Source organism: Nitratireductor rhodophyticola, assembly GCF_019891355.1.
Taxonomy (GTDB): Bacteria; Pseudomonadota; Alphaproteobacteria; order Rhizobiales; family Rhizobiaceae; genus Nitratireductor; species Nitratireductor rhodophyticola.
Map to the genome: position 1 here is coordinate 1,052,550 of NZ_JAHSSF010000001.1, position 26,046 is coordinate 1,078,595.

20 protein-coding genes are annotated in these 26,046 nt (G+C 63.0%); 9 read left to right on the forward strand and 11 right to left on the reverse strand.

Features of this window, described 5'->3' with window-relative positions; all coding sequences use genetic code 11:
• Positions 1 to 18: 18 nt before the first annotated feature.
• The 4 genes from KUG85_RS05085 to KUG85_RS05100 form a co-directional block, all read right to left on the reverse strand.
• Positions 19 to 2,355: a Tex family protein gene (locus KUG85_RS05085; RefSeq protein WP_223004360.1), complete on the reverse strand. Its 2,337-nt coding sequence runs from the start codon at positions 2,353 to 2,355 to the stop codon at positions 19 to 21.
• A 509-nt stretch (positions 2,356 to 2,864) separates the two neighbouring features.
• Positions 2,865 to 4,019 carry a D-alanyl-D-alanine-carboxypeptidase/endopeptidase AmpH gene (ampH, locus tag KUG85_RS05090; RefSeq protein WP_223004361.1) on the reverse strand — a complete coding sequence of 385 codons (1,155 nt, stop codon included), beginning with the start codon at positions 4,017 to 4,019 and terminating at the stop codon, positions 2,865 to 2,867.
• A 50-nt stretch (positions 4,020 to 4,069) separates the two neighbouring features.
• A complete protein-coding gene (gene parC, locus KUG85_RS05095; RefSeq protein WP_223004362.1) occupies positions 4,070 to 6,328 on the reverse strand; it encodes a DNA topoisomerase IV subunit A in 2,259 nt (752 codons plus the stop codon).
• Positions 6,329 to 6,525: 197 nt separating this feature from the next.
• Positions 6,526 to 7,392 (reverse strand): alpha/beta hydrolase, encoded by an 867-nt coding sequence (locus KUG85_RS05100; protein ID WP_025030817.1) that lies wholly within the window; start codon positions 7,390 to 7,392, stop codon positions 6,526 to 6,528.
• Between the two features lie 155 nt (positions 7,393 to 7,547).
• On the opposite strand from KUG85_RS05100, the gene KUG85_RS05105 reads away from it, so the two are divergent.
• Positions 7,548 to 8,738, forward strand: coding sequence for a hypothetical protein (locus tag KUG85_RS05105; protein WP_223004363.1), 1,191 nt, complete (start codon positions 7,548 to 7,550; stop codon positions 8,736 to 8,738).
• A gap of 149 nt (positions 8,739 to 8,887) precedes the next feature.
• Here the strand turns inward: KUG85_RS05105 and aspS are convergent, their stop codons facing one another.
• The gene (aspS, locus tag KUG85_RS05110) at positions 8,888 to 10,675 is read right to left on the reverse strand and encodes an aspartate--tRNA ligase (protein WP_223004364.1); all 1,788 of its coding nucleotides are present in this window, start codon (positions 10,673 to 10,675) and stop codon (positions 8,888 to 8,890) included.
• A 134-nt stretch (positions 10,676 to 10,809) separates the two neighbouring features.
• Positions 10,810 to 11,151, reverse strand: coding sequence for a winged helix-turn-helix transcriptional regulator (locus KUG85_RS05115; RefSeq protein WP_223004365.1), 342 nt, complete (start codon positions 11,149 to 11,151; stop codon positions 10,810 to 10,812).
• 115 nt (positions 11,152 to 11,266) lie between these two features.
• On the opposite strand from KUG85_RS05115, the gene KUG85_RS05120 reads away from it, so the two are divergent.
• Positions 11,267 to 11,971: a glutathione S-transferase family protein gene (locus tag KUG85_RS05120; protein WP_223004366.1), complete on the forward strand. Its 705-nt coding sequence runs from the start codon at positions 11,267 to 11,269 to the stop codon at positions 11,969 to 11,971.
• A gap of 48 nt (positions 11,972 to 12,019) precedes the next feature.
• Here KUG85_RS05120 and KUG85_RS05125 read toward each other — a convergent pair whose 3' ends face one another.
• Positions 12,020 to 12,724 (reverse strand): TetR/AcrR family transcriptional regulator, encoded by a 705-nt coding sequence (locus KUG85_RS05125; protein ID WP_223004367.1) that lies wholly within the window; start codon positions 12,722 to 12,724, stop codon positions 12,020 to 12,022.
• Positions 12,725 to 12,834: 110 nt separating this feature from the next.
• Between KUG85_RS05125 and KUG85_RS05130 the strand changes: the two genes are divergently transcribed.
• The 5 genes from KUG85_RS05130 to rnd all read left to right on the forward strand — a co-directional run bounded on the left by KUG85_RS05130 (position 12,835) and on the right by rnd (position 18,476).
• A complete protein-coding gene (locus KUG85_RS05130; RefSeq protein ID WP_255612939.1) occupies positions 12,835 to 13,836 on the forward strand; it encodes an efflux RND transporter periplasmic adaptor subunit in 1,002 nt (333 codons plus the stop codon).
• Position 13,837: 1 nt separating this feature from the next.
• Positions 13,838 to 15,079 carry an ABC transporter permease gene (locus tag KUG85_RS05135; protein ID WP_223004369.1) on the forward strand — a complete coding sequence of 414 codons (1,242 nt, stop codon included), beginning with the start codon at positions 13,838 to 13,840 and terminating at the stop codon, positions 15,077 to 15,079.
• Entirely contained in the window at positions 15,076 to 15,762 is a 687-nt protein-coding gene (locus KUG85_RS05140) for an ABC transporter ATP-binding protein (protein ID WP_025030812.1), read from the forward strand. Before KUG85_RS05135 ends, KUG85_RS05140 begins: the two co-directional genes overlap by 4 nt.
• A gap of 234 nt (positions 15,763 to 15,996) precedes the next feature.
• Positions 15,997 to 17,241, forward strand: a complete 1,245-nt coding sequence (locus KUG85_RS05145; RefSeq protein ID WP_007010388.1) for an MFS transporter — start codon at positions 15,997 to 15,999, stop codon at positions 17,239 to 17,241.
• A gap of 56 nt (positions 17,242 to 17,297) precedes the next feature.
• A complete protein-coding gene (gene rnd / locus KUG85_RS05150; protein ID WP_065817730.1) occupies positions 17,298 to 18,476 on the forward strand; it encodes a ribonuclease D in 1,179 nt (392 codons plus the stop codon).
• Positions 18,477 to 18,574: 98 nt separating this feature from the next.
• On the opposite strand, the gene ppx is transcribed toward rnd, so the two are convergent.
• Both ppx and KUG85_RS05160 read right to left on the reverse strand, forming a co-directional pair.
• The gene (ppx, locus tag KUG85_RS05155) at positions 18,575 to 20,092 is read right to left on the reverse strand and encodes an exopolyphosphatase (RefSeq protein ID WP_065817731.1); all 1,518 of its coding nucleotides are present in this window, start codon (positions 20,090 to 20,092) and stop codon (positions 18,575 to 18,577) included.
• Positions 20,093 to 20,104: 12 nt separating this feature from the next.
• A complete protein-coding gene (locus KUG85_RS05160; protein ID WP_223004370.1) occupies positions 20,105 to 22,324 on the reverse strand; it encodes an RNA degradosome polyphosphate kinase in 2,220 nt (739 codons plus the stop codon).
• 159 nt (positions 22,325 to 22,483) lie between these two features.
• Here KUG85_RS05160 and KUG85_RS05165 point away from each other — a divergent pair, with 159 nt between their 5' ends.
• Complete coding sequence (locus KUG85_RS05165) at positions 22,484 to 22,726, forward strand: zinc-finger domain-containing protein (RefSeq protein WP_025030809.1); 243 nt, start codon at positions 22,484 to 22,486, stop codon at positions 22,724 to 22,726.
• A 16-nt stretch (positions 22,727 to 22,742) separates the two neighbouring features.
• Positions 22,743 to 23,966 (forward strand): FAD-dependent monooxygenase, encoded by a 1,224-nt coding sequence (locus tag KUG85_RS05170; RefSeq protein ID WP_223004371.1) that lies wholly within the window; start codon positions 22,743 to 22,745, stop codon positions 23,964 to 23,966.
• Between the two features lie 90 nt (positions 23,967 to 24,056).
• Here the strand turns inward: KUG85_RS05170 and KUG85_RS05175 are convergent, their stop codons facing one another.
• Together KUG85_RS05175 and KUG85_RS05180 are read right to left on the reverse strand one after the other, a co-directional pair.
• Complete coding sequence (locus tag KUG85_RS05175) at positions 24,057 to 24,860, reverse strand: amino acid ABC transporter ATP-binding protein (protein WP_272491819.1); 804 nt, start codon at positions 24,858 to 24,860, stop codon at positions 24,057 to 24,059.
• Positions 24,861 to 24,887: 27 nt separating this feature from the next.
• Complete coding sequence (locus KUG85_RS05180; RefSeq protein ID WP_065817735.1) at positions 24,888 to 26,045, reverse strand: amino acid ABC transporter permease; 1,158 nt, start codon at positions 26,043 to 26,045, stop codon at positions 24,888 to 24,890.
• Between the last annotated feature and the right edge of the window lies 1 nt (position 26,046).

A 26,046-nucleotide genomic window follows, 5' to 3' on the forward strand; every position in this document is an offset into this window, starting at 1 on the left:
CGGAATGACGAACGCCCCTTATTTCTTCTTCATGGCCTGAGCCAGCGCTGCGGCCAGCGCGCCCTGCGGTTCACTGCCACGCCCACCCGGCTTGCCGCCACCATTGCGAGGCATCGCGGCACGGGCGGGCTTGCCCTGATCGCGCGGCCGACCGGCACCGCTTCCTGCGCCGGCCCCAGCTGCGCTGCCGCCATCCCTGCGCATGGAAAGGCTGATGCGCTTGCGCTTGATGTCCACCTCAAGCACCCGCACCTTCACCACATCGCCGGCCTTCACCACCTCATGAGCGTCCTTCACAAAGCGGTCGGCAAGCTGCGAGACATGCACAAGCCCGTCCTGATGCACGCCAATGTCGACGAAGGCTCCGAAGGCGGCGACATTGGTCACGGTGCCCTCAAGGCTCATGCCCGGCTTCAGATCCTTGATGTCGTCGATGCCTTCCGCAAATGTGGCCGTGCGGAAGGCCGGGCGCGGGTCGCGGCCGGGTTTCTCAAGCTCGGAAATGATGTCACGCACAGTCGGCAGACCGAAGCGATCATCCACGAAAACACGTGGATCGAGCGCCTTGAGCGCACCGGCGTCGCCCATCAGCGCGCGCACGTCGCGGCCGCATGAGGCGACGATCTTGCGGGCAACGCCATAGGCTTCCGGGTGGACTGACGACGCGTCGAGCGGCTCGGAGCCGTTCTGGATGCGCAGGAAGCCGGCGCATTGCTCGAAGGTGCGCTGTCCGAGCCGCGCCACTTCCAGAAGCTCCCTGCGGCTGGAGAACGCGCCATTGGCATCACGATGCGCGACAATCGCCTCGGCGATCGATTCACCAAGGCCGGAAACCCGCGCCAGAAGCGATTTGGAAGCCGTGTTCAGATCGACCCCGACCGCGTTCACCGCGTCTTCCACCACCGCATCGAGCGCCCTGGCCAGACGATACTGGTCCACATCGTGCTGATACTGGCCGACGCCGATGGATTTGGGTTCGATCTTCACCAGTTCCGCCAGCGGGTCCTGCAGGCGGCGCGCGATGGAGACCGCCCCGCGCAGCGACACATCGAGATTGGGGAACTCGGCAGCCGCCATGGGCGAAGCCGAATAGACCGAGGCCCCCGCCTCCGACACCACGACCTTGAGCGGCTTGGGTGCCGGCATGTCGGAGAGCATGTCGGCGACCATCTTCTCCGTTTCGCGGCTGGCCGTGCCGTTGCCGATGGCGATGAGTTCGATGCCATGCTTGCGGATCAATGCCGAAAGCACCGCCTGGCTGCCGCGCAGATCGTTGCGCGGCGGGAACGGGTAGACCGTTTCCGTGTCGAGCAGCTTGCCCGTGGCATCCACCACCGCCACCTTGACGCCGGTGCGGATGCCGGGATCGAGCCCCATGGTAGCGCGCGTGCCGGCAGGGGCTGCCAGAAGCAGGTCCTTCAGATTGCGGGCGAACACGTTGATCGCCTCTTCCTCGGCCCGCTCGCGCAGATCGCGCATCAGGTCGAGGGTGAGATGCAGGAAGAGTTTTACACGCCATGTCCAGCCGGCCACCTCCATCAGCCACCGATCGCCCGGGAGCGTTCCGCCGATCTCATAGGCTGCCGCGATCATGCGCACCGCCGGTTTCAACGGGCTGGTGTCGTCCGTATCCACTTCCAGGTCGAGCGCCAGAACGTCCTCATTGCGGCCCCGCAGCATGGCAAGCGCGCGGTGGCTCGGCACGCCGGCCCAGCGTTCGGAATGGTCAAAATAATCGGAAAACTTCGCGCCCGCCTCTTCCTTGCCCTCGACAACCCGGGCGCGCAGCACGGCGCGTTCCTTCATGTGATTGCGCAACTGCCCGACCAGATCGGCGTTTTCGGCAAACTGTTCGGCCAGAATGTCGCGCGCACCTTCAAGCGCTGCCTTTTCATCCGGCACTTCTTCGCCCAGATAGTCCTTTGCGCGGTCGGCCGGCACCTTTGAGCGGTCGGCCAGAATGGCCTCTGCCAGCGGCCCCAGCCCGCGCTCACGCGCGATCTGCGCCTTGGTGCGCCGTTTGGGTTTGTAGGGAAGATAGATGTCTTCAAGCTCTGCCTTGGTGCTGGCTGCGGCGATCTTCGTCTCCAGCTCCGGCGTCAGCTTGCCCTGCTCGCGGATGGACCCGAGGATCGTGTCGCGCCGCTGATCGAGCTCGCGCAGATAGGAGAGCCGCTCGGAGAGCGTGCGAAGCTGCGTATCGTCGAGCCCTCCGGTCACCTCCTTGCGGTAGCGCGCGATGAACGGAACGGTCGCCCCCTCATCGAGGAGGCCGATGGCAGCCTCGGCCTGCTCCGGGCGGGCGCTGATCTCGGTGGCGATGAGGGTGGCAATGCGTTTGGCGTCTGCGGACATGGAATTTCCTGAATCGATTGGTGCGGCGAAGATAGTGTCATTCGCCGCAGCCTGCCGCTCACAAGAAGCGCTTTTCCACAATCGCGGACGTGAAGGGACAAGGTGCGCTGAGAGGGCGTGCGTCCTTCGACAAGCTCAGGATGAGGGAGGATGGAGCTCGACCTCTTTGAAAAGGAGGAAGAGCTCGACTTCTCTGACCGAAGGAGGAAGTGCTCGCAACGTCTACCTTGATGGCGCGCTCCATCCTCCCTCATCCTGAGCCTGTCGAAGGGCGCAACAGCCGCGCCCCTCGCCTGCGCCATGCGCTCACATCCCTCATCCTGAGCCTCTCGAAGGACGCAACAGCCAGCGCCCCTCGCCTCTGCGCCATCCTCTCACATCCCTCATCCTGAGCCTGTCGAAGGACGCAACAGCCGCGCCCCTCGCCTGCGCCATGCTCTCACATCCCTCATCCTGAGCCTGTCGAAGGACGCACGAAGCCCATGCCGGCGATCATACCGGCGCGCGCCTCAACGCGGAGCGAGGTCGGAAATCAGGCCGTTCACCACCTCCGCCATCAGCATGGAGGCAGAAAAATCGAACTCGTTGATCGCCACAAACACGCCCACCCCGCGCGTCGGGGCAAAGGCGTGATAGACGAACATGCCCTGCAGGCCGCCCGCCTTCTGCAGGATCAGCGGACGATCGCCCTCCGGCTGCATCACGATCCAGCCAAGGCCCATCGCGTCCATGTGGCCGGATTCGTCAAACCCATAGGTGGGATCGAGCGCATCGCGCTGCACATAGGCCGCGTGGTCGAGAAACCGCATCTCCGCCATTTCCGGCGAAAAACGGTCGAGATGCCATTTTAGCCACTTCACCATGTCGTTGGCGGTTGAATAGAGCCCACTCGCCCCGGACATGACCGGCGTGTTGGGCACATCTGGCAGTGGCGAGCCATCGAAATTATGCCCCTGCATCAACCGGTCACGATCCCCCTCGGACGGTGCAAAAGTCGTGTCTGTCATGCCGAGCGGCTCCAGAACACGCTCTGCAAGCAGCGCATCATAGGGCTTGCCTGCGGCAGAGCCGAGAGCAGCGGCCAGCATGTCAAAGCCGAAATTGGAATAGAGCCCGCCGGTTCCCGCCGGAAAGAGCTGCACGCCCTCTGCCAGCGCCTTCTCATAGGTCTCTTTCGTCAGCGTGGAGAAAGGATCATTCTCCGGCCCCGGCTCCCGGTCGACTTCGCGTGGCAGGCCCGAGGTGTGCGTTGCCAGATCGATCAGGCGGATCGGCTTGTCGTCCATCGCCGGAACGGTCACGTTCCAGCCGAGGCGGTCCTGCAGATGATCGGTGAATTTCACCGAGCCATCGGCGACAAGGTCCGCCAGAACGGCACCGGTGAAAACCTTGGTCACGGAGCCGACGCGCATCAGCGTGTCGCCGTCGGGCGTCTTGCCGCTTCCTTTCGCCGTTTCGCCAAATCCGAACACCGCGGTTTCGCCATTGCGCACCGCGCCGATCACGAGACCGGGCACGTCGGTCTGCAGGTAGAGCACCTGGCCGGAGAAATCGACCGCCTCGCTCAGCACCCTGTCCTCTGCGAAAGAGGACTGCGCCAGGCCGATCGATCCAGCCAGCGCAAACGCGACAGCCCGAAGACCCCTTCCGTTCCAGTGCAGCATCTCACCCCTCCTCTTTCTGCGCGATGTGGTTCCGGCCCGGCTAACAATCCTCAGCCGAATTTACCGGTGCGCGGAAATCCTTTCGGCGCCATGCGGCCGGCGGCAGCGCGGTTGCCCATCCATTCGGTGAGCTCCTCGCGTGTCTTGACGAAGGTCCGGTCGGCCGAATCCTTCCATGAAAGCCCCTCTTCCATGGCGAAGGTCTTGATGTCGGAAACACCACCATCCTTGTAGCGCTGCAGGCGCACGCCCTTGCCGCGCGACATCTCCGGCACTTCGGAAAGCGGGAAAACGAGCAGCTTGCGGTTCTGGCCGACGACCGCCACATGATCGCCCGAAACCGGCAGGCAGAGCTTGGCCTCGTCCGGTGCCTTCACATTCATCACCTGCTTGCCCTTGCGGGTGTTGGCGATGATCTCCTTCTCGGAAACGACAAAGCCGTTGCCCGCGTGCGATGCAACGAGAAGCTTCCTTTCGGGATCATGCGCAAAAGCAGTCACGATGGCCTGATCGTTCTCCATGTCGACCATGATGCGCACCGGCTCGCCATGACCGCGCCCGCCGGGCAGACGGTCGGCACCGATGGTGAAGACCTTGCCGCCCGTGGTGAAGAGCAGGATCTTGTCGGTCGTCTGCGCATGGAAGGCAATCTTGAGGCTGTCGCCCTCCTTGAAGGAGAGCGAAGAGAAATCCGCCAGATGCCCCTTCATGGCGCGCAGCCAGCCTTTTTCGGACAGCACAACGGTGATCGGCTCCCGCTCGATCAGCGCCTCGTGCACCTCTTCCAGATCGTGCTCCGGCGCATCGGCAAAGGTGGTGCGGCGCTTGCCCAGACCCGGGTTCTTCTCCGGGTCGAAGGTCTGGCGCACCTTGGCCACCTCCCAGCGCACCGTCTTCCACTGGCGTGCGGTGGAGGCCAGCAGCGCCTCGATGCCGTCCTTTTCTTCGGAAAGCTTCTCGAATTCCTTGCGGATCTCGAATTCCTCGAGCTTGCGCAGGGCGCGCAGGCGCATGTTGAGAATCGCCTCGGCCTGCGTGTCGGTCAGTTCGAACCGCGCGATCATCACCTTTTTGGGCTCATCCTCCTCGCGGATGATGCGGATGACCTCGTCAATGTTGAGATAGGCGACCAGATAGCCGGCCAGAATTTCCAGCCGCTTCTCGATTTCGGCCAGTCTGTGGCGCGAACGGCGCAGAAGCACCTCACGCCGATGGTCGAGCCATTCACGCAACACCTGTTTGAGCGAGAGCACGCCCGGCACCTTGCCGCGCGAAAGCACGTTCATGTTGAGCGGGAAGCGGCTTTCCAGATCGGTCAGCTTGAAAACCGATTCCATGAGCAGCTCCGCAGCCACAGTGCGGCTCTTGGGCACCAGAACGATGCGGATGTCTTCCGCGCTCTCGTCGCGGATGTCTTCCAGAAGCGGCAGCCGGCGCGAGATGATCAGCTCGGCGATCTTCTCGATCAGCCGCGACTTCTGCACGCCATAGGGAATCTCGGTGACCACGGCCGTCCACATGCCGCGCCCCTGGTCCTCCTTGTGCCAGCGCGCCCGCACGCGGAACCCGCCGCGTCCGGTCGCATAGGCTTCGCGGATCGAGGCCTGATCCTCGACGATGATGCCGCCGGTCGGGAAATCCGGTCCCTTGACGAAGTCGAGAAGGCGGTCGGGGTCGATATCCGGATCGTCGATGACGGCGAGCGCCGCATCGCAGACCTCGGCCGCATTGTGCGGCGGGATCGAGGTGGCCATGCCCACGGCAATGCCCGACGAACCGTTGCACAACAGGTTCGGAAAGGCGCCAGGGAGCACGGTGGGCTCCTCATCTTCCTCATTGTAGGTCAGGCGAAAATCAACCGCATCCTCGGTGATGCCGGTCAGGATTTCCGAGGCGACCTCGGTCATGCGCGCTTCGGTGTAGCGCATGGCGGCCGCGTTATCGCCGTCGATATTGCCGAAATTGCCCTGCCCGTCGACCAGCGGGTAACGCATGGCAAAGGGCTGCGCCAGACGCACCAGCGCGTCATAGATCGACTGGTCGCCGTGCGGATGGAACTTGCCCATCACGTCGCCGACGATGCGGGCGCATTTGGCAAAGCCCTGATCGGGGCTCAGACGCAGAAGCCGCATCGTGTGGACGATGCGCCGATGCACGGGCTTCAGCCCGTCACGCACATCCGGCAGCGCGCGGTGCATGATCGTCGACAGCGCATAGGCGAGATAGCGCTCTTCAAGCGCCTTTTTCAGATCGACCGGCTCGACGGCATCACCGCCGTCGCCACCGGGCGGAAGCAAATCTTTTCCCATGGTTTCGGGTTAGACCAGCGGGCGATTCGCGGCAAGGGGAGAGTAGCGAGTAGCGAGTAGCGAGTAGCGAGTAGCGAGTAGCGAGTAGCGAGTAGCGAGTAGCGAGTAGCGAGTAGCGAGTATGGATTGCCTCAGGCGACACAGGTGTCCAGCCCTATTCGCTATTCGCTATTCGCTCTTTTCACCATTCGCTCGCTTCACCTCGTCACCTGCGCCAGAAACCGCTCAATGGTCGCCGTCGCGGGGTCGCCCGGTTGGCCAAGCTTGCGGGCGATGGAGCCATGCGTGTAGCGCCCGCCATCGAAGACTGCCGCACGCGCGCCCCGTGCTTTCAGGAGATTGGCATAGCCATTGGTCAGCGCCTTGCGGCGCGCGCCGTTGGAGCCCGAATGCAGGAAGAGATGCGGCGGGAAGCCGGAGCCACGCCGCGCATAGGTGACGGGCGACCAGCGCACCCAGTCATTGGGGTCAGAGCCAAACGCATTGATATAGGGATAGCCGAGCGAGCCGCGCATGCCAGCATAGGCGACCATGTCATAGGCCTGCACATCGTTGGGGATGACCCCGCGCACGGAGCCCGCAACATTGCGCGCTGCCGCCATCGCCACCAGGTGCGCGCCGGCCGAATGCCCCATGAGCACGATGCGCGAGGGGTCGCCGCCATAGCGCGAAATGTTGGAGCGCACCCAGGATATCGCCGCCGAAAGATCATTCACCTGACCGTCAATGGTGGTCTGCGGAACCTTGCGATAGTCGATCGCCACCAGCACATAGCCGCGCGCGGTGAGCCATTCGGGCAGCGAATAGACTTTCTTGCGCGATCCCTTCACCCATCCGCCCCCATGGGCGTAAATCACCACGGGCGCCCTGCGGCCGCCGAAGGAGAACAGATTCATGCGCACCACGCCCGCCTGTGCCGTCCGGCCGGGGCGGTCGGGCGCGTGAATATCCAGTTTCAGGCCGCTCCGGTATGTGATGCCTTCGTGAAGCTCCACCGCCCGGGCGGCAAAGGACAGAAGAATCAGCAGAAAAATCCCGGCTCCAAATCGCCCCAGTGCCCGCATTCCTCACCTCTCCCAGAGATATCTTGATGGCGCATAAACCATTTGAACGCCCGCAAAATTGACACAGGATTGCCCTCAGGTCATCCTCAGACCGCATTTCCCGGCGACCAAGCCGTTGGATGACTGTTACCTTACGCAATTTCAAGGAAATTCCCATGCTCAGCCCTGTGACCAAGCTGAAGTCCCTTTCGCTCGCTGCCCTTCTTTCGGCCACGGCGCTGCAGCCCGCCTGGGCCTGGGAGGCGGAAGAGGTCGCCGCCCGCTACAAGACCCTGCTTGGGGATCAGGGGCTGACGGCAGAATGGACCGGCGTACGCCAGGAAGGCGATTCGATCATTCTCGAGGGCGCATCGCTTGGCCTCGTCGACGTCAAAGCGAAGGTTGAGCTCGGCGATTTTCTGCTGGAGAATGTAAGCGAGACCGACAGCGTCTATGAGATCGGCCGGATCGCGATCGACAGTTTCGAACAGTCGGAAGAAGGTTTTGACATCGCACTGACCGGGCTTTCCGTCGAAGGACTCATCCTGCCGAAGGAGGGCGAGAACGCGCCCTATGGCGGGCTGATGCAGTATCGTCGCTTTGCCGTCGACGAAGCGCGCGTGGGCAAGGATGAAGACCCCGTCTTCACCCTCGAATCGCTCAGCGCCGACACCACGCTCGGTGACGGAACCGGTGAATTGTCCTTCGTCGGCGCCGTCGAGAATTTCTGGGTGGATGTCGCAGCACTCGCCGACAACAGCGCCGCGCGCAGCAAGCTCGGTGAATACAGCTATGAGGAGCTTTCGGGCCGCGTCGACATGGCCGGCAGCTGGGCTCTGGAAGACGGCCGCATGAAGATCACTCGCTACGACGTCAAGGTCGAGAACGCCGGCACCCTGGCGATCACGGCGGACATCAGCGGCTACACGCCGGAGTTCATCCGCACCCTGCAGGAAATGCAGAAGCAGATGGAAAGCGCCACGGAAGAACAGAAGCAGGCGCAGGGGCTTGCCATGCTCGGCCTCATGCAGCAGCTCAGCCTGCACGGTGCGTCGATCCGCTTCTCAGACGCTTCCCTGACAGGCAAGGTGCTCGCCTATGCGGCGGAGCAGCAGGGCGTCAAGCCGGAAGACGTGGCCAATCAGGCCAAGGCGATCGTGCCCCTCATGGCCGGTCAGTATCTCGGCCCGGACCTCACGCAGAGCCTGTCCAAGGCCGTCACGGCCTATCTCGACAACCCGCGCAACATCACGATCAGCGTTGCACCGGAGGAAGGCATTCCGTTCGCCGTTCTGATGGGCACCGCGATGGGCTCCCCCGAGGCACTGGCAAAGCAGGTGGGGCTTTCGATTACGGCGAATGAGTGAGTGGTGAGTAGCGAATAGTGAGTAGCGAATAGCGAATAGCTGGTCGCAAAAAGAAAGGGGTTGCAGGCCTTGCACAGCCTGCAACCCTTTTTTCGCTATTCGCTATTCGCTATTCGCTATTCGCTACTCACTACTCACTATTCGCTCACTCAGTCCTTCTTGACCGGCGCGAGCCGCAGATTCAATTCGCGAAGCTGTGCGGGGCTCGCCTCCGAGGGGGCGCCCATCAGGAGGTCCTGTGCCTGCTGGTTCATCGGGAACATGGTGATCTCGCGCAGGTTCTTCGCGCCAAGCAGCAGCATCACGATGCGATCGATGCCGGCCGCCATGCCGCCATGGGGCGGTGCGCCATACTGGAATGCGCGGTAGAGGCCGCCGAAACGCTCTTCCACGTCCTTTTGCGTGAAGCCGACCTTCTCGAACGCCTTGACCATAACCTCGGGCAGATGGTTGCGGATGCCGCCCGACGCGATTTCGAAGCCGTTGCAGACAAGGTCGTACTGGTAAGCCTTGAGCGCCAGCGGATCCTCGCCCTCAAGCCCTTCCAGACCGCCCTGCGGCATGGTGAAGGGGTTGTGGCCGAAATCGATCTTCTTCTCGTCCTCGTTCCACTCGTAGAAGGGGAAGTCGACAATCCAGGCGAGCTTGAACTGATCGCGGTCGACCAGATCGAGCTCCTCGCCCGCCCGCGTGCGGGCGGCGCCGGCAAAGGCGGCGAACTTTTTCGGATCGCCGGCGGCGAAGAAGCAGGCATCGCCGTCCTCAAGGCCAAGCTGGGTGCGGATCGCCTCGGTGCGCTCCGGGCCGATGTTCTTGGCGATGGGACCGGCGCCCTCAAGGCTTTCGCCTTCCTTGCGCCAGAAGATATAGCCGAGCCCCGGCTGGCCCTCGCCCTGTGCCCAGGAATTCATGCGGTCGCAGAAAGCTCTGGAGCCACCAGTCTTTGCCGGAATGGCCCACACTTCGGCCTTCTCGTCATTGGCGAGAATGTTGGCGAAAACCTTGAAGCCCGAACCACGGAAGTGCTCGGAGACGTCTTCCATCTCAATGGGGTTGCGCAGATCCGGCTTGTCGGAACCGTATTTGCGCATCGCCTCGTCATAGGGTATGCGCGGGAAGACATCCGTCACCGGCTTGCCATCGGCGAACTTTTCGAAGATGCCGCGCATGACCGGTTCCATCGTCTGGAACACGTCCTCCTGCTCGACGAAGCTCATTTCGAGGTCAAGCTGGTAGAATTCTCCCGGCAGACGGTCGGCGCGCGGGTCCTCGTCGCGGAAGCAGGGCGCGATCTGGAAATAACGGTCGAAGCCCGACACCATGATCAACTGCTTGTAGATCTGCGGCGCCTGCGGCAGCGCGTAGAACTTTCCTTCATGAAGACGCGACGGAACCAGAAAGTCGCGCGCGCCTTCTGGCGAGGAAGCCGTCAGGATCGGCGTCGAATACTCGGTAAAGCCCGCCTCGCCCATGGCGCGGCGCATCTCGGCGATGATCTTCGTGCGCTGGACGATGTTCTTGTGCAGCGTGTCACGACGCAGGTCGAGGAAGCGGTATTTGAGGCGAATGTCTTCAGGATAATCCGGCTCGCCGAACACCGGCAGCGGCAGTTCCTTCGCCTCGGACAACACTTCGATCGCGCGGGCGAAAATCTCCACCTCACCGGTCGGCAGGTTCTTGTTGATCGTCTCGTCGGTGCGCGCCTTTACCTCACCATCAACACGGATCACCCATTCGCCACGAACGCTCTCAGCCGTCTTGAACGACGGAGAATCGGGATCGGCGACGATCTGCGTCACGCCGTGATGATCGCGCAGATCGATGAACAGGAGGCCGCCATGGTCGCGCACGCGATGCACCCAGCCGGACAGGCGCACATTCGTGCCCACGTCGGATTTTCTGAGTTCGGCGCAGGAATGGCTGCGATAGCGATGCATGGTCATATCATCCGTGTCTTGGAATTCGTGCTCGGGAGAGGCCGGAACCGTCCCGGAAGGTCGGCGCGAAAAGCGCATGAGAGGTACGATTTGTCAAGGTGTGGGACCGGAAGCGCCCGGGACCGTCTCCACCGTCAGGCGTTTTCGCCCGGAACGAGCGCGCGCGTGTCATCGGTTTCGGTCCACCAGTCGCCAAGCGCATCGATCAGCGGCACGAGATCGAGCCCCGCCCTGGTCAGATCGTACTCGACCCGCAGCGGGTAGCCGTCGAACACCGTGCGCTCAACGATGCCGGCCTGTTCGAGCTTGCGCAGTTCCAGCGAAAGCATCCGGTGGGACACGGTCGGGTTGTCGCGCTGCAACTCGCTGAACCGCTTCGTGCCCTCCTTCAGATAGTAGATGAGCAGCGTCGGCCATCGGCCGCTGAGCACGCGCATCACCTCTTCGATGGGACAGCGCGAAACCAGATCTTTCATGGCGAGGGTCCAGTCCGGGGTTACAAAAAAGTGCGTAATTTACATGGGGGCACAAGCCGCTAGGTTCCAGCCTCGCTGCGCAGCGTGATCACCGAGAAATCACGGAGAACGACAAATGGAACCGATTCTTGTCTATGGCTTCCCGGCGGGAAGCTCCATGGGGCTTGTGGCCGCGCTGGAATGGCTTGGCAAACCTTACAGGCTCTGCCGGGTCGATATGCTCGGCGAGATGCGCGAGCCTTCCTATGCGCGGATCAACGCCCGGCATGAGACCCCGGTGCTCATCACCGATACGGGGGCGCCACTGAGCGAAACCATGACCATCGCCGCGTGGCTGGAAGCGCGCGATGACGAACGCCGCATCAGCTTCGCGCCGCGCTCAGCCGAGGCAGACCGCATGCACCAGATCATGGCCTATGTGAATACGGGCTTCACCTCGGCTTTCGGCCCCCTGTGGGCCGCCATGGAGATGGAAGAGCTCGCCCCGCAGACCAAGGAAGCCCTGCGCGCCTTCGGCCGTGACGCCGTCATCGAACGTCACGACAGGCTCGAGGCGATGGTCGGCGACGGGCCGTTTCTCGTTGGAGAGCGCCCTTCGCTCGCCGACGGTGTTCTCGTCGGTGTCGCCCGCTGGCTGGATTTCCACGAGGTGGCGTCCACGGAACGCTGGCCGAAGCTTGCCGAAATCCGCCGCCGGATCGAGGCAGAGCCCGCCGTCGCCTATGCGCTCGCGCTCGAAAGCGGAGAGGATGCCGGCGGCTCCGGTGCCTGTCTTGGGCACGTACCGCTGCACGAGGTGATCGAACGGTACGGAAAATAGGACGCACGCGGGCAGCGACACGCTGAACTGGTCGCTGCCCGCTTCACGTCAATCCCGTCTCGTGGAGCGCAGATAGCGCTCCACCGCTTCACCCAGGCCGAGTTCGCGCAGGAGCCGGATGAAATAGTCCCGCAATCCCGCTTCGCTCTTCGCGCCGGGCTTCAGAAGCAGTTCATGCATGAGCGCACCGCTGAACATGTCCTGAAACATGTCGGCGTCCGTCTTCGGGGAAAGCGCGCCTTCGCTCCTTGCGCGCTCGAGAATGACGTTGAAGGCGGCGCGGCGCGGCGCGATGTGAACCTCCCAGTAGATCTCGAGCAGGTCCGGCGCGTCCGGCACCGAGCCTATGATGCGCGCCAGAAGACGGCGGGCGTCGAGCTCCACCCAGGCTCTGGGTCCGTGATCGATCATCATGCCGATCAGCGTTTCGAGCGGCAGTTGCTCCCACGGGCCGAAATCCTGCTCGGCATTCTCCTTCAAACGCCCGAGCGCATCGGCAATAAGCGTTTCGCGGGACGACCAGCGGCGATAGATGGTGGCGCGCGTCACCCCTGCCTCGCGGGCGATCTTCTCGAAGCTCGTCCCGTCCAGCCCGCTGGCCACGAAAAGCTTTAGGGCAGCGTCGAGTATGGCCGCGTCCGTCCGCGGGTCGCGTGGTCGTCCGCGTCCGCGCGCCTTCTGCACCTTGTTCCTGCCCGCCTCAGTCAGCGCCTTCTCCTTCACCAGTCGCAGTCGCCGGTTGCGCCAGATCAATGCGGGGCACGGGCGCGCTGCGACAAGGTTATTGTACAGGCAGAATTATTTATATACAATTCTGTATCGTATTTATAATGCCGCATCGGGCGGCTGTCCGGGAGAGTGATGTGAAGCCCCTCCGCCTCCTTTTCACGGCCGCCGTGCTGGCTGCCGCCGCCGGCGCCGCCTTCTGGTATTACGGAAGGCCCGAAGCGGTTTCCGTCATACGGCCTGAGCGAGGCAGTGCCGCCGAGATCGTCTTCGCCTCGGGCGTGGTGGAGCCACGCAACTGGGCCAAGGTCACCTCGCTGGTGCGCGAGCGGATCGTCGAGGTCTGCAACTGCGAGGGAGCCCGCGTGGCGAAGGGCGACGTGCTGGCGCGTCTCGACGCCAGCGAAGCCGAGGCCACGCTCACCGAGCTCAGGGCGCGGCAGAAACTTGCCGTCGACGAGCGCGACCGCCTGACACTTCTGGTCGAACGCAACGTCACCAGCGTCACCGCCCTGGAGCGCGCCCGCGCCGAGGTGAGCCAGGTGGAAGCGCTGATCGCCGGCCAGACCGCACGTCTCGAAAACTACGAACTGCGCGCCCCCGGCGACGGCCTCATACTGCGTCAGGATGCCGAGGTGGGTGAGATCGCGGAGCCGGGCAACGTTCTGTTCTGGGTCGGGCGGCCGCACCCGCGCATCGTCATCGCCGAGGTCAATGAAGAGGACATTCCGCGTGTCGAAGCCGGCCAGCGCGTTTTGATCCGGTCCGATGCCTTTCCGCGCAGCGAACTTGAAGCAACGGTGGACAGCATCACCCCCAAGGGCGACCCCGTCACACGCACCTACCGGGTGCGGCTTGCCCTGCCGGAGGACACGCCGCTGATGATCGGCATGTCGGTCGACGCCAACATCGTCACCCGTGTGGTCGAGGACGCTCTTCTGGTGCCCGCGCTCGTGCTTGACGGCGACACGCTGTTTATCGTTGAAGATGACGTCGCGCGCAGGCGGACCGTGGAAACCGGCATACGCGGCACGGAGCGGATCGAAATTCTCTCCGGCATCGATGCCGGCGCGCAGATCATCAGCCCCTACCCTGTCGGGCTCGAAGACGGCGCCCGCGTCTCCGTCGAGAGCCGCTGACATGCGTCTCATCCTCGACATCGCCGTCACCCACATTCTCGGGCGTGGCCGCCAGACACTGGTGGCGGTGATCGGTGTGGCCGTCGGGGTCGGCTTTTCCATCGCCATGGCGGCTCTGATGCAGGGCGGGCAGGACGATTTCGTCGAACAGCTTATCGACACCATGCCCCATGTGCAGATCACCGACGAGCAGCGCAGCACGCGGCGCCAGCCGGCCGAGACCGAGTTTGACGCCGCCGCGATCTCCGGCATCCGTCCGCCCGACGACCGGCGCGGCATCATCAACCCCACCGCGGCCATGGCATGGCTCAGCGGCTGGGTGCCCGGCGATCTCGCGCAAAGCCTCAGAACCCAGGGCGTGGTGCGCTATCAGGGCCGCGAGGCCGGGGCGGCTTTCGTCGGCGTCGAACCCGAGATGGAGCGCGCAATCTCGCCGATCGTCGAGGATTTTACGGCAGGCAGCTTTGCCGCGCTTTCGCAGGGCGGCAACAATCTGGTCGTCGGCGACCGCATGGCCGAGAAACTGGGCGCGGGGCTCGGCGACACCGTCACCGCCGTCTCGTCGTCCGGCCTGTCGCGGAATTTCCGCATTACCGGCCTGTTCCACACCGGCACCACCGCACGTGACGAGGGCGAAGCCTACCTGCTCCTGAAGAATGCGCAGATCCTTTCCGAGCGCCCCAACGCCATCAACGACATCCGCATCAAGCTCCACGATCCCTATGCGGCCCGCGAGGCTGCGCGGCGCATCGAGGCAGAACTCGGCTACAAGGCGGTTTCCTGGCAGGAGGCCAATGAATCGATCATGGAAGCCTTCGTGGTGCGGAACGTGATCATGTATGCGGTCGTTGCCGCCATCCTGCTCGTCGCCGGGTTCGGCATTTTCAACATCGTCTCCACCATCACCCATGAGAAGGCGCGCGACATCGCCATCATGAAATCCCTGGGGTTCAGCCGCAGCGACATGCAGCGCATGTTCGTCATCGAAGGCATCGCCATCGGCGCGGCAGGCTCCCTTCTTGGCTGGGGGCTCGGCTTTGCCCTCACCTATGCGCTCGCCTCCATCCGCTTCGAGCTCGACGCCGGCGGGCAGGAAATAACCGAACTCCCCATCGCCTGGAGCGCGCTGCACTATGCCATCGCCTCCGGATTCGCGCTCGGCTCGGCTGCCGTGGCAGGCTACCTGCCGGCCCGCAAGGCAGCGCGCCTCAATCCGGTCGATATCATCCGGGGCGCCACATGAGCGTGTTGCTTGAAGCCGAAAACCTGACGCGCATCCTGCCCGAAACCATCCCGGTCACGCTGGTCAGGGATGTATCGCTTACGATTGCCGAGCGCGAATTCGTGGCCATCACCGGCCCGTCCGGGTCCGGCAAATCCTCGCTCCTCTATCTTCTGGGCCTGCTCGACCGTCCAACGGGCGGCACGCTCACCATCGAGGGGCGCGACACGGCACCGATGAGCGATGGCGAACTCGCACGCACGCGGCTCGAAATGCTCGGCTTCGTCTTCCAGTTTCACTTCCTTCTGCCGGAATTCAGCGCCCGTCAGAATGTGGAAATTCCCATGCGCAAGCTTGGCCGGCTTTCGCGCAGGCAGATGCGCGATCGCGCCGGCGAGCTTCTCGCCATGCTCGGCCTTGAAGATCACTGCGAGAAGAAACCTTACCAGCTTTCGGGCGGTCAGAGGCAGCGTGTCGCCGTCGCCCGCGCGCTCGCAAACGATCCGCCCATGGTCTTTGCCGACGAGCCGACGGGCAGCCTCGATTCGAAAAGCTCCGAACAGGTGTTCCAGACCCTGCGCGATCTCGTCACCGAACGCGGCAAGACGGTGGTCGCCGTCACGCACGATCTCGACATGGCTGCGCGCATGGACCGGCGCATTCACCTGGTGGACGGTATGCTGGCCGACGCCGTTGACGATTGACCCTAATGCATGTCGCTTTCAAATGAATTCATTTGAAAGACAACGAACATGCATCATTTGAAAGTGTTACAGCGTCCTTTGCGCATCTTATAAGACGCGCGGCGCTGTAGCGGGGCCTGCACCGAACTGGGACCATCGGCCCGCCCCTCTGGCCCAAGAGAATTGGCACAGAGCGACCTATAGCTCGATGATGAACGGTGCGACCTGCCGCGCCTCCCAGCCCGGGCCTCCACCATGTCCAGCCTTCGCCCGCTGATCCCGCTTCTCATCGCCGCTGGCATCCTGTTGGCCGGCAACGGGCTTCAGGGCACGCTGATCGCGCTTCGCGGCGCCGCGGAGGGCTTTTCCGAAACCACGATCGGCCTGATGGGCAGCGCCTATTTCGCGGGCTTTCTGATCGGCTGTCTCTATGTGCCGCGTCTTCTGCGCGCGGTGGGACATATCCGTGCCTTTGCGGCCCTTGCGGCGCTGGGCGCCGCCGGCGCGCTGCTGCTCGTGCTCTTCGTCGATCCACTCGCCTGGATCGCCGTGCGCTTTCTCTCGGGCATCTGCTTTTCGAGCCTGTTCACCACCATCGAAAGCTGGCTCAACTCGGCTGCGCAGAACACCAACCGCGCCCGCGTTCTGGCCGTCTACCGCATCATCGACATCGCCGCCGTCACCGGTTCGCAATACATGCTCCCGGCACTCGGCATCGAAGGCTTCGTCACCTTCGCCGTCATGGCCATGATGATCACCCTGTCGCTGGTGCCGGTCTCCATGGCTGACCGGTCCAACCCCCGCCCGCCGGCCGAGCTGCGCCTTGATCTTGCCGCCGTCTGGCGCATCTCACCGCTGGCCGCCTTCGGCTGTTTCGCCGTCGGCCTCACCAACAGCGCTTTCCGCATAGTCGGGCCGATCTACGGCCAGTCCATCGGCCTCAGCGTTTCCGAGATCGCCACCTTCATGAGCGCCGGCATCGTCGGCGGTGCGGTGATGCAATATCCACTGGGTGCGCTCTCAGACCGACACGACCGCCGCAAGGTTCTTCTGGGCACTACGATCGGCGCGCTCGTCGCGGCCCTTGCCATCGTCTGGTTCGCCGGCGACAGCCGCAGCGCCAACATGCTGCTCGTCTTCCTGTTCGGCGCTTTCGCCATGTCGCTCTATTCGCTGTCAGTCGCCCACGCCAACGACCACGCCGAGAAAGACCAGTTCGTGCAGCTCGCAGCCGGTCTCCTGTTCTTTTATTCGCTGGGTGCGATGGCGGGGCCCCTGCTCGCCTCTCTGCTCATGCAGCGCTTCGGCCCGCATGCCCTCTTTTCCTACACATCCATCGTCTATGCCGTGCTGATCGGCGTCACGCTCTATCGCATGAGCGTGCGGCCCTCGGTTCCCGCTGCCCGCCGCCGCCGCTTTGCCGCACTTCTGCGCACCTCGCCCGTCTTCATGCGCATGGCGCGCCGCAGCCGCAATCATCGCTCCGCGGGCGATACCTAGGCGCAGCGGATAACCGATTTCTTTCCTTTTTCTCCCGCATGACCTAAAGAAAAAGAATGGACCTGATCACCAAGCAACAAGACCTAGAAGCGGCGATTGCCGCATTCCAAAAATCCGATTTTGTCACCGTCGATACCGAGTTCATTCGCGAATCGACCTTCTGGCCCGAGCTGTGCCTGATCCAGATGGCCGCGCCCGGCGTGACCGCGCTCATCGATCCGCTGGCCGACGGGATCGATCTGAAGCCGTTCTTCGCGCTCATGGCCGATGAGAACATCGTCAAGGTGTTCCACGCAGCGCGGCAGGATGTCGAGATCGTCTACAATCTCGGCAGGCTTATTCCTCATCCACTGTTCGATACCCAGGTGGCGGCATCCGTCTGCGGTTTCGGCGACAGTGTCTCCTACGACCAGCTCGTCTCCAAAATCACCGGCGCGCGCATCGACAAGTCGTCGCGGTTTACCGACTGGCGCCGCCGCCCGCTTTCCGACAAGCAGCTAAGCTACGCGCTTGCCGACGTGACGCATCTGATCGACGTCTACCAGCATCTCAAGACCGAGCTGGAACGCGAGGGCCGCGCGCACTGGCTCAATGAGGAAATGGCGGTTCTGACAGCACGCGAGACCTATGACCCGCATCCCGACGATGCGTGGAAGCGGCTCAAGCTCCGGGTCAAGAAGCCTCTCGATTTCGCCATTCTCCAGCATGTCGCCGCCTGGCGCGAACGCGAGGCGCGCGAACGCAATGTGCCGCGCGGCCGCGTCATTAAGGACGACGCGATCTATGAAGTGGCACAGCAGCACCCGCGCGACAGCGAGGCGCTGGGGCGGCTTCGCACCATTCCCAAGGGATGGGAGCGTTCCGGTGCCGCCGCCGGGCTGCTCGGCGCCGTCGCCAGAGCCATGGCGCTGCCCAAGGAAGATCTGCCGCGCCTGCCGCGCCCACCCCATGCACCCGAAGGTGCGGCCGCTGCCGCCGAACTGCTCAAGGTGCTCTTGAAGCTGGTGGCCGACAGGCAGGGCGTTGCACCGAAGATGCTTGCCTCGAGCGACGACATCGACCGCATCGCGGCCGATGGCGCGGATGCGGATGTCCCCGCCATGTCCGGCTGGCGGCGTGAGGTCTTCGGCAAGGAAGCGGTGAAACTGATAGAGGGCGAGCTTGCCCTTCGTTTCAACAATCGGAAGATCGAGGTTTTCGAGCCCGCCGACGCCCGCAGCGAGGCTGCGGAATAGGGGCACGGGTTGCGCCTATCGGCGAAGACACCCACACTTCGGTCTGAGCCACCTTCTCCCCGCACGCGGTGAGAAGGTGGTTTTCTATACAAGCCGGCCTATTCCTTTGCCACTTCCAGCGCCAGGTTCAGACCCGTCACTTTCGCAAGATGGGCCATGCGACCGACCGGGCGCTCGCCCATCAGGGCTTCGTGCGATTTCGGGATCAGGAGAACCGTCGTGCCGTCTTCGCGCTTTTCCCATCTGAGCTTGGGAATGATGCCCGGCATCGAAGCCGTCAGCAGGTAGACCACGCGCAGAAGCCCGCCCAGTATCCGCGCCCGCTCGACATAACGCGGCGTTGCAAGCTGGCGCATGCGCGGCGAGAGCGCATCGTTGAACAGGCCCTCATGGCGGAAAAGATTCGCAAGCGCGATGAAGGCGCGGCCCGGATGATCGATGCCGATGAAGGAGCCATGGGCGATGATGTTCAGCGATTGGGTGCCGCGATATTCGGGATGCGCGCGCCAGCCGATATCGGCCAGCAGACACGCCGCCCTGCGGTAGCGCGCTTCTTCTTCCGTCTCTTCGATGCCGAGCGCCTCCAGGGCCGGCCCGCTCCATTCGGCCAGTTCACGCGCATGGGTCACCGAGCGCGAACGCAGCACGGCCAGTTCCTGCGCGGCCGAAAGCAGTGGATCGCGCCTGCGGTCTTCTTCTTCCAGAAGCGAGTAGAGATAGCCCTCACGCACACCGAGCGCCGAGAAGATGATTTTGGACGGGTTCGACGCCTTGATGATCTCCTGCAGCACCGTTGCGCCATAAGGCAGAAGCGTGCGGCGATTCTTGGAGATGTGGCTGATGCCTGCGAAACGATCGACACCACCGGCGACGCGCTTCAGAAAATCCACCGACTGCTCGATGTCCATCTCATAGTGGTGCATCACCTCGAGCGGATAGCCGGTTTCCAGCATGTGCAGGCGGGCGAGGTTTCGCCACGTGCCGCCCACGCAGTAGAAGGGGCGCCCGGCCCCGTCCTTCATCCACGGGGCGCGGGCCAGTTCATCGCGGGCGATGCGCGCCGCCCTGGTGACGGAATTCTTCGCCATCTCCTTCAGCCTCAGGCCACCGAGCGGCAGGGTGATGCCGTCGCCCATGTCGTAACCCTCGACCTCGACGAGTTCGAGACTGCCGCCGCCAAGGTCACCGACAATGCCGTTCGGCTTGTGGAAGCCGGACATGATGCCGAAGGCGGAGTATTTCGCCTCCTCGCGGCCGGAAAGCACGCGAATGTCCGTGCCCAGAATCTCTTCGGCTCGATGGATGAAGTCCGGACCGTTTTTCGCCTCGCGCGCAGCGGCGGTCGCAAGCACATGGAGCGATTCAGCCCCCGCCTGCTCCGACAGCGCACGGAAGCGGCGGAACTCCTCCACCGCACGCGTCACGCCTTCGGGGTCGAGCTCACCCGTGGTGACGATGCTCTTGCCGAGGCCGGCCAGCATTTTTTCGTTGAACAACACGCTCGGAGAGCGCGCGACCCCCTCGTAGATCACGAGGCGAATCGAGTTTGACCCGATATCGATGACCGAAACGGGACGCCGGTCCTGAAGCCGGCCCTGAGATTCAGCTATGCCCAAAAGATGTGTCCGTCAGTCCGTTGGTGAAACGGCTTCGGCATCCACCTTCTTGCGCTTTTTGAAAGCGGCGATCCGCTTCGGCGCATGAGACTTCAAGGCATTGCCGCGACCGGATAGGCTCGGATTCGTCATGAAATATTCCTGAGCGTTGAACGGTTCTTCTCCCTCATCGGGCATAATGCGCCGAGAGGTGCCGTCGGGCAATACTTCAAAGCTCTGCTGGTTGTCCATGATGTTTCCGAGCATAATCTGCCCGAGAACCTGTTCATGCACCGTGGGGTTGGTGATCGGCACCATGGTTTCCACGCGCCTGTCGAGATTGCGCGGCATGATGTCGGCGGATGAGATGTAAACCACCGCTTCGTCGGACGGCAGGCCGTGGCCATTGCCGAAACAGTAGATCCGGCTGTGCTCCAGGAAACGGCCAACGATGGATTTCACGCGAATGCGCTCGGAGAGCCCCGGCACCTGCGGACGCAGGCAGCAGATGCCGCGCACGACGAGGTCGATCTCTACACCCGCCTGCCCCGCCTCGTAGAGCGCGTCGATCACCAGCGGATCGACCAGCGAATTCATCTTCATCCAGATCTGGCCCGGCCGCCCCGCCTTCACATGCTCGATCTCGGCGCGGATATGGTCGAGCAGCCGGTTGCGCAGCGAAAAGGGCGACACCGCGATCCGCATTTCGCCATCGGGCTCGGCATAACCGGTGATAAAATTGAACACCTGCGCCACGTCGCGCGCGATCTCGGGATCGTCCGTGAAATAGGACAGATCGGTGTAAATCCGTGCCGTGATCGGGTGGTAGTTGCCCGTTCCCAGATGGCAGTAATTGCGCAGCTTGCCTTCCTCGCGGCGCACCACGAGCGACATCTTCGCATGGGTCTTCAATTCGATGAAGCCGAACACCACCTGCACGCCCGCCCGCTCCAGATCGCGCGCCCAGCGGATGTTCGCTTCCTCGTCGAAGCGCGCTTTCAGTTCCACCAGCGCCGTGACCGACTTGCCCGCCTCGGACGCCTCGATAAGCGCCCGCACGATCGGGCTGTCGTTCGAGGTTCGGTAAAGCGTCTGCTTGATCGCCACCACTTCCGGGTCCTGCGAGGCCTGGCGCAGGAACTGCACCACCACGTCGAAGGATTCATAAGGGTGATGGACGATCAGGTCCTTCTCGCGGATCGCCGCGAAACAATCGCCATTGTGTTCGCGGATGCGTTCTGGAAAGCGCGGATTGTAGGGCTGGAACAGAAGGTCCTCACGCGGCACCTTCACAATCTCGGAAATCTGGTTGATGGCTAGAGGCCGCTCCAGAACGGTGATGCGATTTTCGGCAACACCCAGCTCGCTTGCGACAAAGTCGCGTAAGCCTTCCGGCATCTCATTGTCGAACTCGATGCGGATCACGGAGCCCCGGCGGCGGCGCTTCAGGGCCGATTCGAACAGACGCACAAGGTCCTCGGCCTCTTCCTCAACCTCAATATCGCTGTCGCGGATGATGCGGAACGTGCCGGAGCCAATCACCTGATAACGCGGGAAGAGCTTGCCGATGAACAGGCTGACGACATCTTCGAGCGTGATGAAACGGACCGTGCCGCTGCGATCGGGCAACTGGATGAATCGCTTGAGCGCAACGGGCAGGCGCAAAAGTGCCGTCATCGGCTCCAGTTCCCCTTCGTGCTGCAGTTCGAGCGCGATGGAGAAACCGAGATTGGGAATGAAGGGAAACGGATGCGCCGGGTCGATGGAAAGCGGGGTCAGAACCGGAAAAATCGCTTCCATGAAATGGTCTTCCAGCCATTTCATGTCAGATTGATTCAAGGCGTCGGCACGAACGAGCTCGATCCCCTCTCCGCCCAGGAGCGCCAGAAGCGCATTCAGGCTGTCATGCTGGTCGATCTGCAGCCGCGCCACCTCGTGCAGCACATGTTCAAGCTGCTCTTCGGGGGTGCGGCCATCGGCGCTGCGCGTGGCGATGTGCTCGCGCACCTGACCGGCGAGACCGGCAACGCGCACCATGAAGAACTCGTCCAGATTGTCGGCAGAGATCGACAGGAAGCGCAGACGCTCCAGAAGGGGATGGTTTTCGTTCTGTGCCTCGTCCAGAACCCGCCTGTTGAACTGGAGCCAGGAAAATTCACGGTTGACGAAACGGTCCGGGCTGGCGCCGGCGATTTCATCGGCAGCGCCCGTCTCCAGAGAAAACTCGTTCCGAACCGGCTTCAGTTCATTCATGATATCACTCACGCTTTTCCAGCCACATGACGCAATTCGCTTGCCGCCAGACTATCTGGTGACATGGTTTTGCGACAGTTTCATATCACAGGCTTGCAAAGATGCAGTTTATGCTACAAACGCAGGCAAGTTCCAACGCATTCCAGGCGGGAGACGATGATGGCCGGATCAGCCATTCCCCATTTCCAGAACACCAGCGGACACGAGGCAATCGAAATCGGCGTGAAGGAATTCATGTGCGTCGGCGCCAATCCGCCCTTCGATCATCCGCATGTGTTCATCGACATGGGCGACGAAAACGAGCGGGTCTGCCCCTATTGCTCGACGCTTTATCGCTACAATCCGGCACTGAAGGCTTCCGACACGAAGCCCGAGGGCTGCCTCTTCGACGAAGCGGCCTGATCGGCCCAACAGGCCGATGACGGACGCTCCCCGCGCAATCATCGTCGGGGCCGGCATTGCCGGCCTGACGGCTGCGCTCGCCATGGCGCGACGGGGATTGCCCGTACGCATTTACGAGCGCGCGCCTGAACTGACCGCGGTCGGTGCAGGCCTGCAGCTTTCTCCCAACGCGACACGCCTCCTTGCGCGCCTCGGCGTGCTCGACGCACTTGGCGACCGCGCCGTGCGCCCGCAGGCCGTGGAGCTCAAAAAGGTCGATGGCCTTTCCCCCCTCGCCCGCATCCCTCTGGGTGCTGAGGCCGAGACGCGCTGGGGCGCGCCCTATCTGGTGGCGCATCGCGCGGACCTGCAGAGCGCGCTTCTTCAGCGCGCGCAGAGCGAATCGCTGATCGAGATCGTCACCGGAGCCTTCGCCGAAAAAGCCGAGTTCCATAAGGATGGCGGCGTGCGCCTCCGTGTAGAGCGGAACGGCGCTGCCGAGGAGATCCACACGCCGCTTCTGATCGCCGGCGATGGCGTATGGTCGCATCTGCGCCGCCTCGTTCGCACTGCGGTGCGCAGCCGTTTCACCGGCTATATTGCCTGGCGCGCGACACTTCCCGTCGAACAGGCGCTGGTGGCCGGCAACGGCGCGCTTGAGGCTGACAGGGTGACCGCCTTCATGCATCCGGCGTTTCATCTCGTCGCCTACCCGATCAGTGGCGGGGCCGCGATCAACCTCGTTGCCATTCTCCCGGGCGAAGTGCCGCTCAATGCCTGGGCGCAGGATGCGGATGATGCACCGCTGAAAAAGGTTCTAGCCAGGGCCAGTCCCGCTCTCGGCCGGCTTGCGGCAGCAGATGGTGCCTCCTGGACGGTCTGGCCGGTTCACGCGGTCAACCCCGCCGATGCCTGGACCAGCCCGCAGGGGCTTGCGCTGATCGGCGATGCGGCGCACGCGGTTCCCCCCTTTGCCGCGCAAGGGGCCGGTATGGCCATCGAGGATGCGGTGGTGCTCGCCAATTTTCTGGCCCTCCACCGGGACAATCCCGCCTCGGCCCTTGCCGCCTATGAAGCGATCCGCAAGCCGCGCGTGACCCGGGTTGCCCGCCGCGGCGCCTTCAACCGCTTCACATGGCACGCGGGCGGCCCCGTCGCATTTGCGCGTGACATGATCCTGAAGGCGCGTAGCGAGGACGCCCTGATGGCGGATTTCGACTGGCTCTACGGTTTCGACGCAGACGCTCCCGAGAACCTCTGAACAGCCAGCACCACCGTTTCGTATCAGAAATGAAAGACGCCGCGCCTCCACAGGGAGACGCGGCGTTGTGTTTCGATCTTTGCTGCGTGATCAGTGCAGAATCTGCGAGAGGAACAGTTTGGTGCGCTCGTGCTGCGGATTGTCGAAGAACTCCGCCGGTGTGTTCTGCTCCACGATCTGGCCCTGATCCATGAAGATCACCCGATTGGCCACCTGGCGGGCAAAGCCCATCTCGTGGGTGACGCAGATCATGGTCATCCCCTCTTCGGCGAGATCCACCATGGTATCGAGCACTTCCTTGATCATCTCCGGATCAAGCGCCGAGGTCGGCTCGTCGAAGAGCATGATGCGCGGGTTCATGCACAGCGCGCGGGCAATCGCCACACGCTGCTGCTGACCGCCCGAAAGCTGGCCGGGATACTTGTTCGCCTGCTCCGGGATCTTCACCCGCTCCAGGAAATGCATCGCGGTCGCCTCGGCTTCCTTCTTGGGCGTCTTGCGCACCCAGATCGGGGCCAGCGTGCAGTTCTCCAGAATTGTCAGATGCGGGAACAGATTGAAGTGCTGGAACACCATGCCGACTTCACGCCGCACCTCGTCGATCTTCTTCAGATCGTTGGTGAGTTCGATGCCGTCAACGACGATCTTGCCCTTCTGGTGCTCCTCCAGCCGGTTGATGCAGCGGATCATGGTGGATTTGCCCGAGCCGGAAGGCCCGCAGACGACGATGCGCTCGCCGCGCATTACCCTGAGATTGATGTCTTTCAGCACATGAAAGTCACCATACCATTTGTGCATGCCGACAATATCGATGGCGACATCGGTGTCTGAGACCTGCATCTTGCTCCGGTCTGCGCGGAGCTCTTCGGCCCGGACGGCGTTTTCCTTTGCCATTTTGTTGTTTCCCCTTGGCCCACGGGCCTAGCGTTTGTGGCCGGTATCGAGCCGGCGTTCCATGAAGATTGAATAGCGCGACATGCCGAAGCAGAACAGCCAGAACACGAAGCCGGCAAACACCAGGCCGGTGATCGGTGTCTGGGGCGATGCCCAGTTGGCGTCCGCAAAGTTCTGCCGCACGGCTCCCAGAAGGTCGAACATGCCAATGATGTAGACCAGGCTCGTATCCTTGAAGAGGCCGATGAAGGTGTTGACGATGCCTGGAATGACCAGCTTGATCGCCTGAGGAAGAACCACAAGGTTCATCTTCTTCCAGAAGCTCAGGCCCAGCGCATCGGCGCCCTCGTACTGCCCTTTCGGAATCGCCTGCAGACCGCCGCGGATGACTTCCGCCATATAGGCCGAGGCAAACAGCGCCACGCCGACCAGCGCCCGCAGAAGCTTGTCGAACGATGTTCCCGGCGGCAGGAAGAGCGGCAGCATGACGCTCGCCATGAACAGGATGGTGATCAGCGGCACGCCGCGAATGGTCTCGATGAAGACAACGCAAACCAGCTTCACCACCGGCATTTGCGACCGGCGGCCAAGTGCCAGAAGTATGCCGAGCGGAAAAGAGACCGCGATGCCCACATAGGCGAGCACCAGTGTCACCAGAAGCCCGCCCCAGAGCGGGGTCGGGACCGGCCGAAGCCCGAACGCGCCACCCGAGAGGAGGAAGAAACCGACAATCGGGAAAACGACGAACAGAAGAATGGCATTCAGCCCCTTGCGCGGAACGCTGGGGATCAGAAGCGGCGTGAGAAGCGCCACGAACAGAAAGCCGGTCAGGTAAACGCGCCAGCGTTCGTCGATCGGGTAGCGCCCGAACATGAACTGCTGGAATTTGGCGTCCACAAAGGCCCAGCATGCGCCGGACCAGCCTTCCGGCTGGGTGCCGCCCTGCACCACGGTGGCGCAGACAGACCGGTCCGCCCCTGTCCACTGGGCATCGATAAAGGCCCACTGGATCACCGGCGGAACGATCATCACGATCAGCGCAATGCCGAGGATTGTGAAAATCGTGTCCGTCATGTTGGCGAACAGGTTCTTGCGCAGCCACGAAACAGGGCCGTGGTCCGAGACAGGCGGTTTCTGACTGGCCACCATCTCGGCGCGAACGAAGGAAAGATCGTGTTCTTGCATC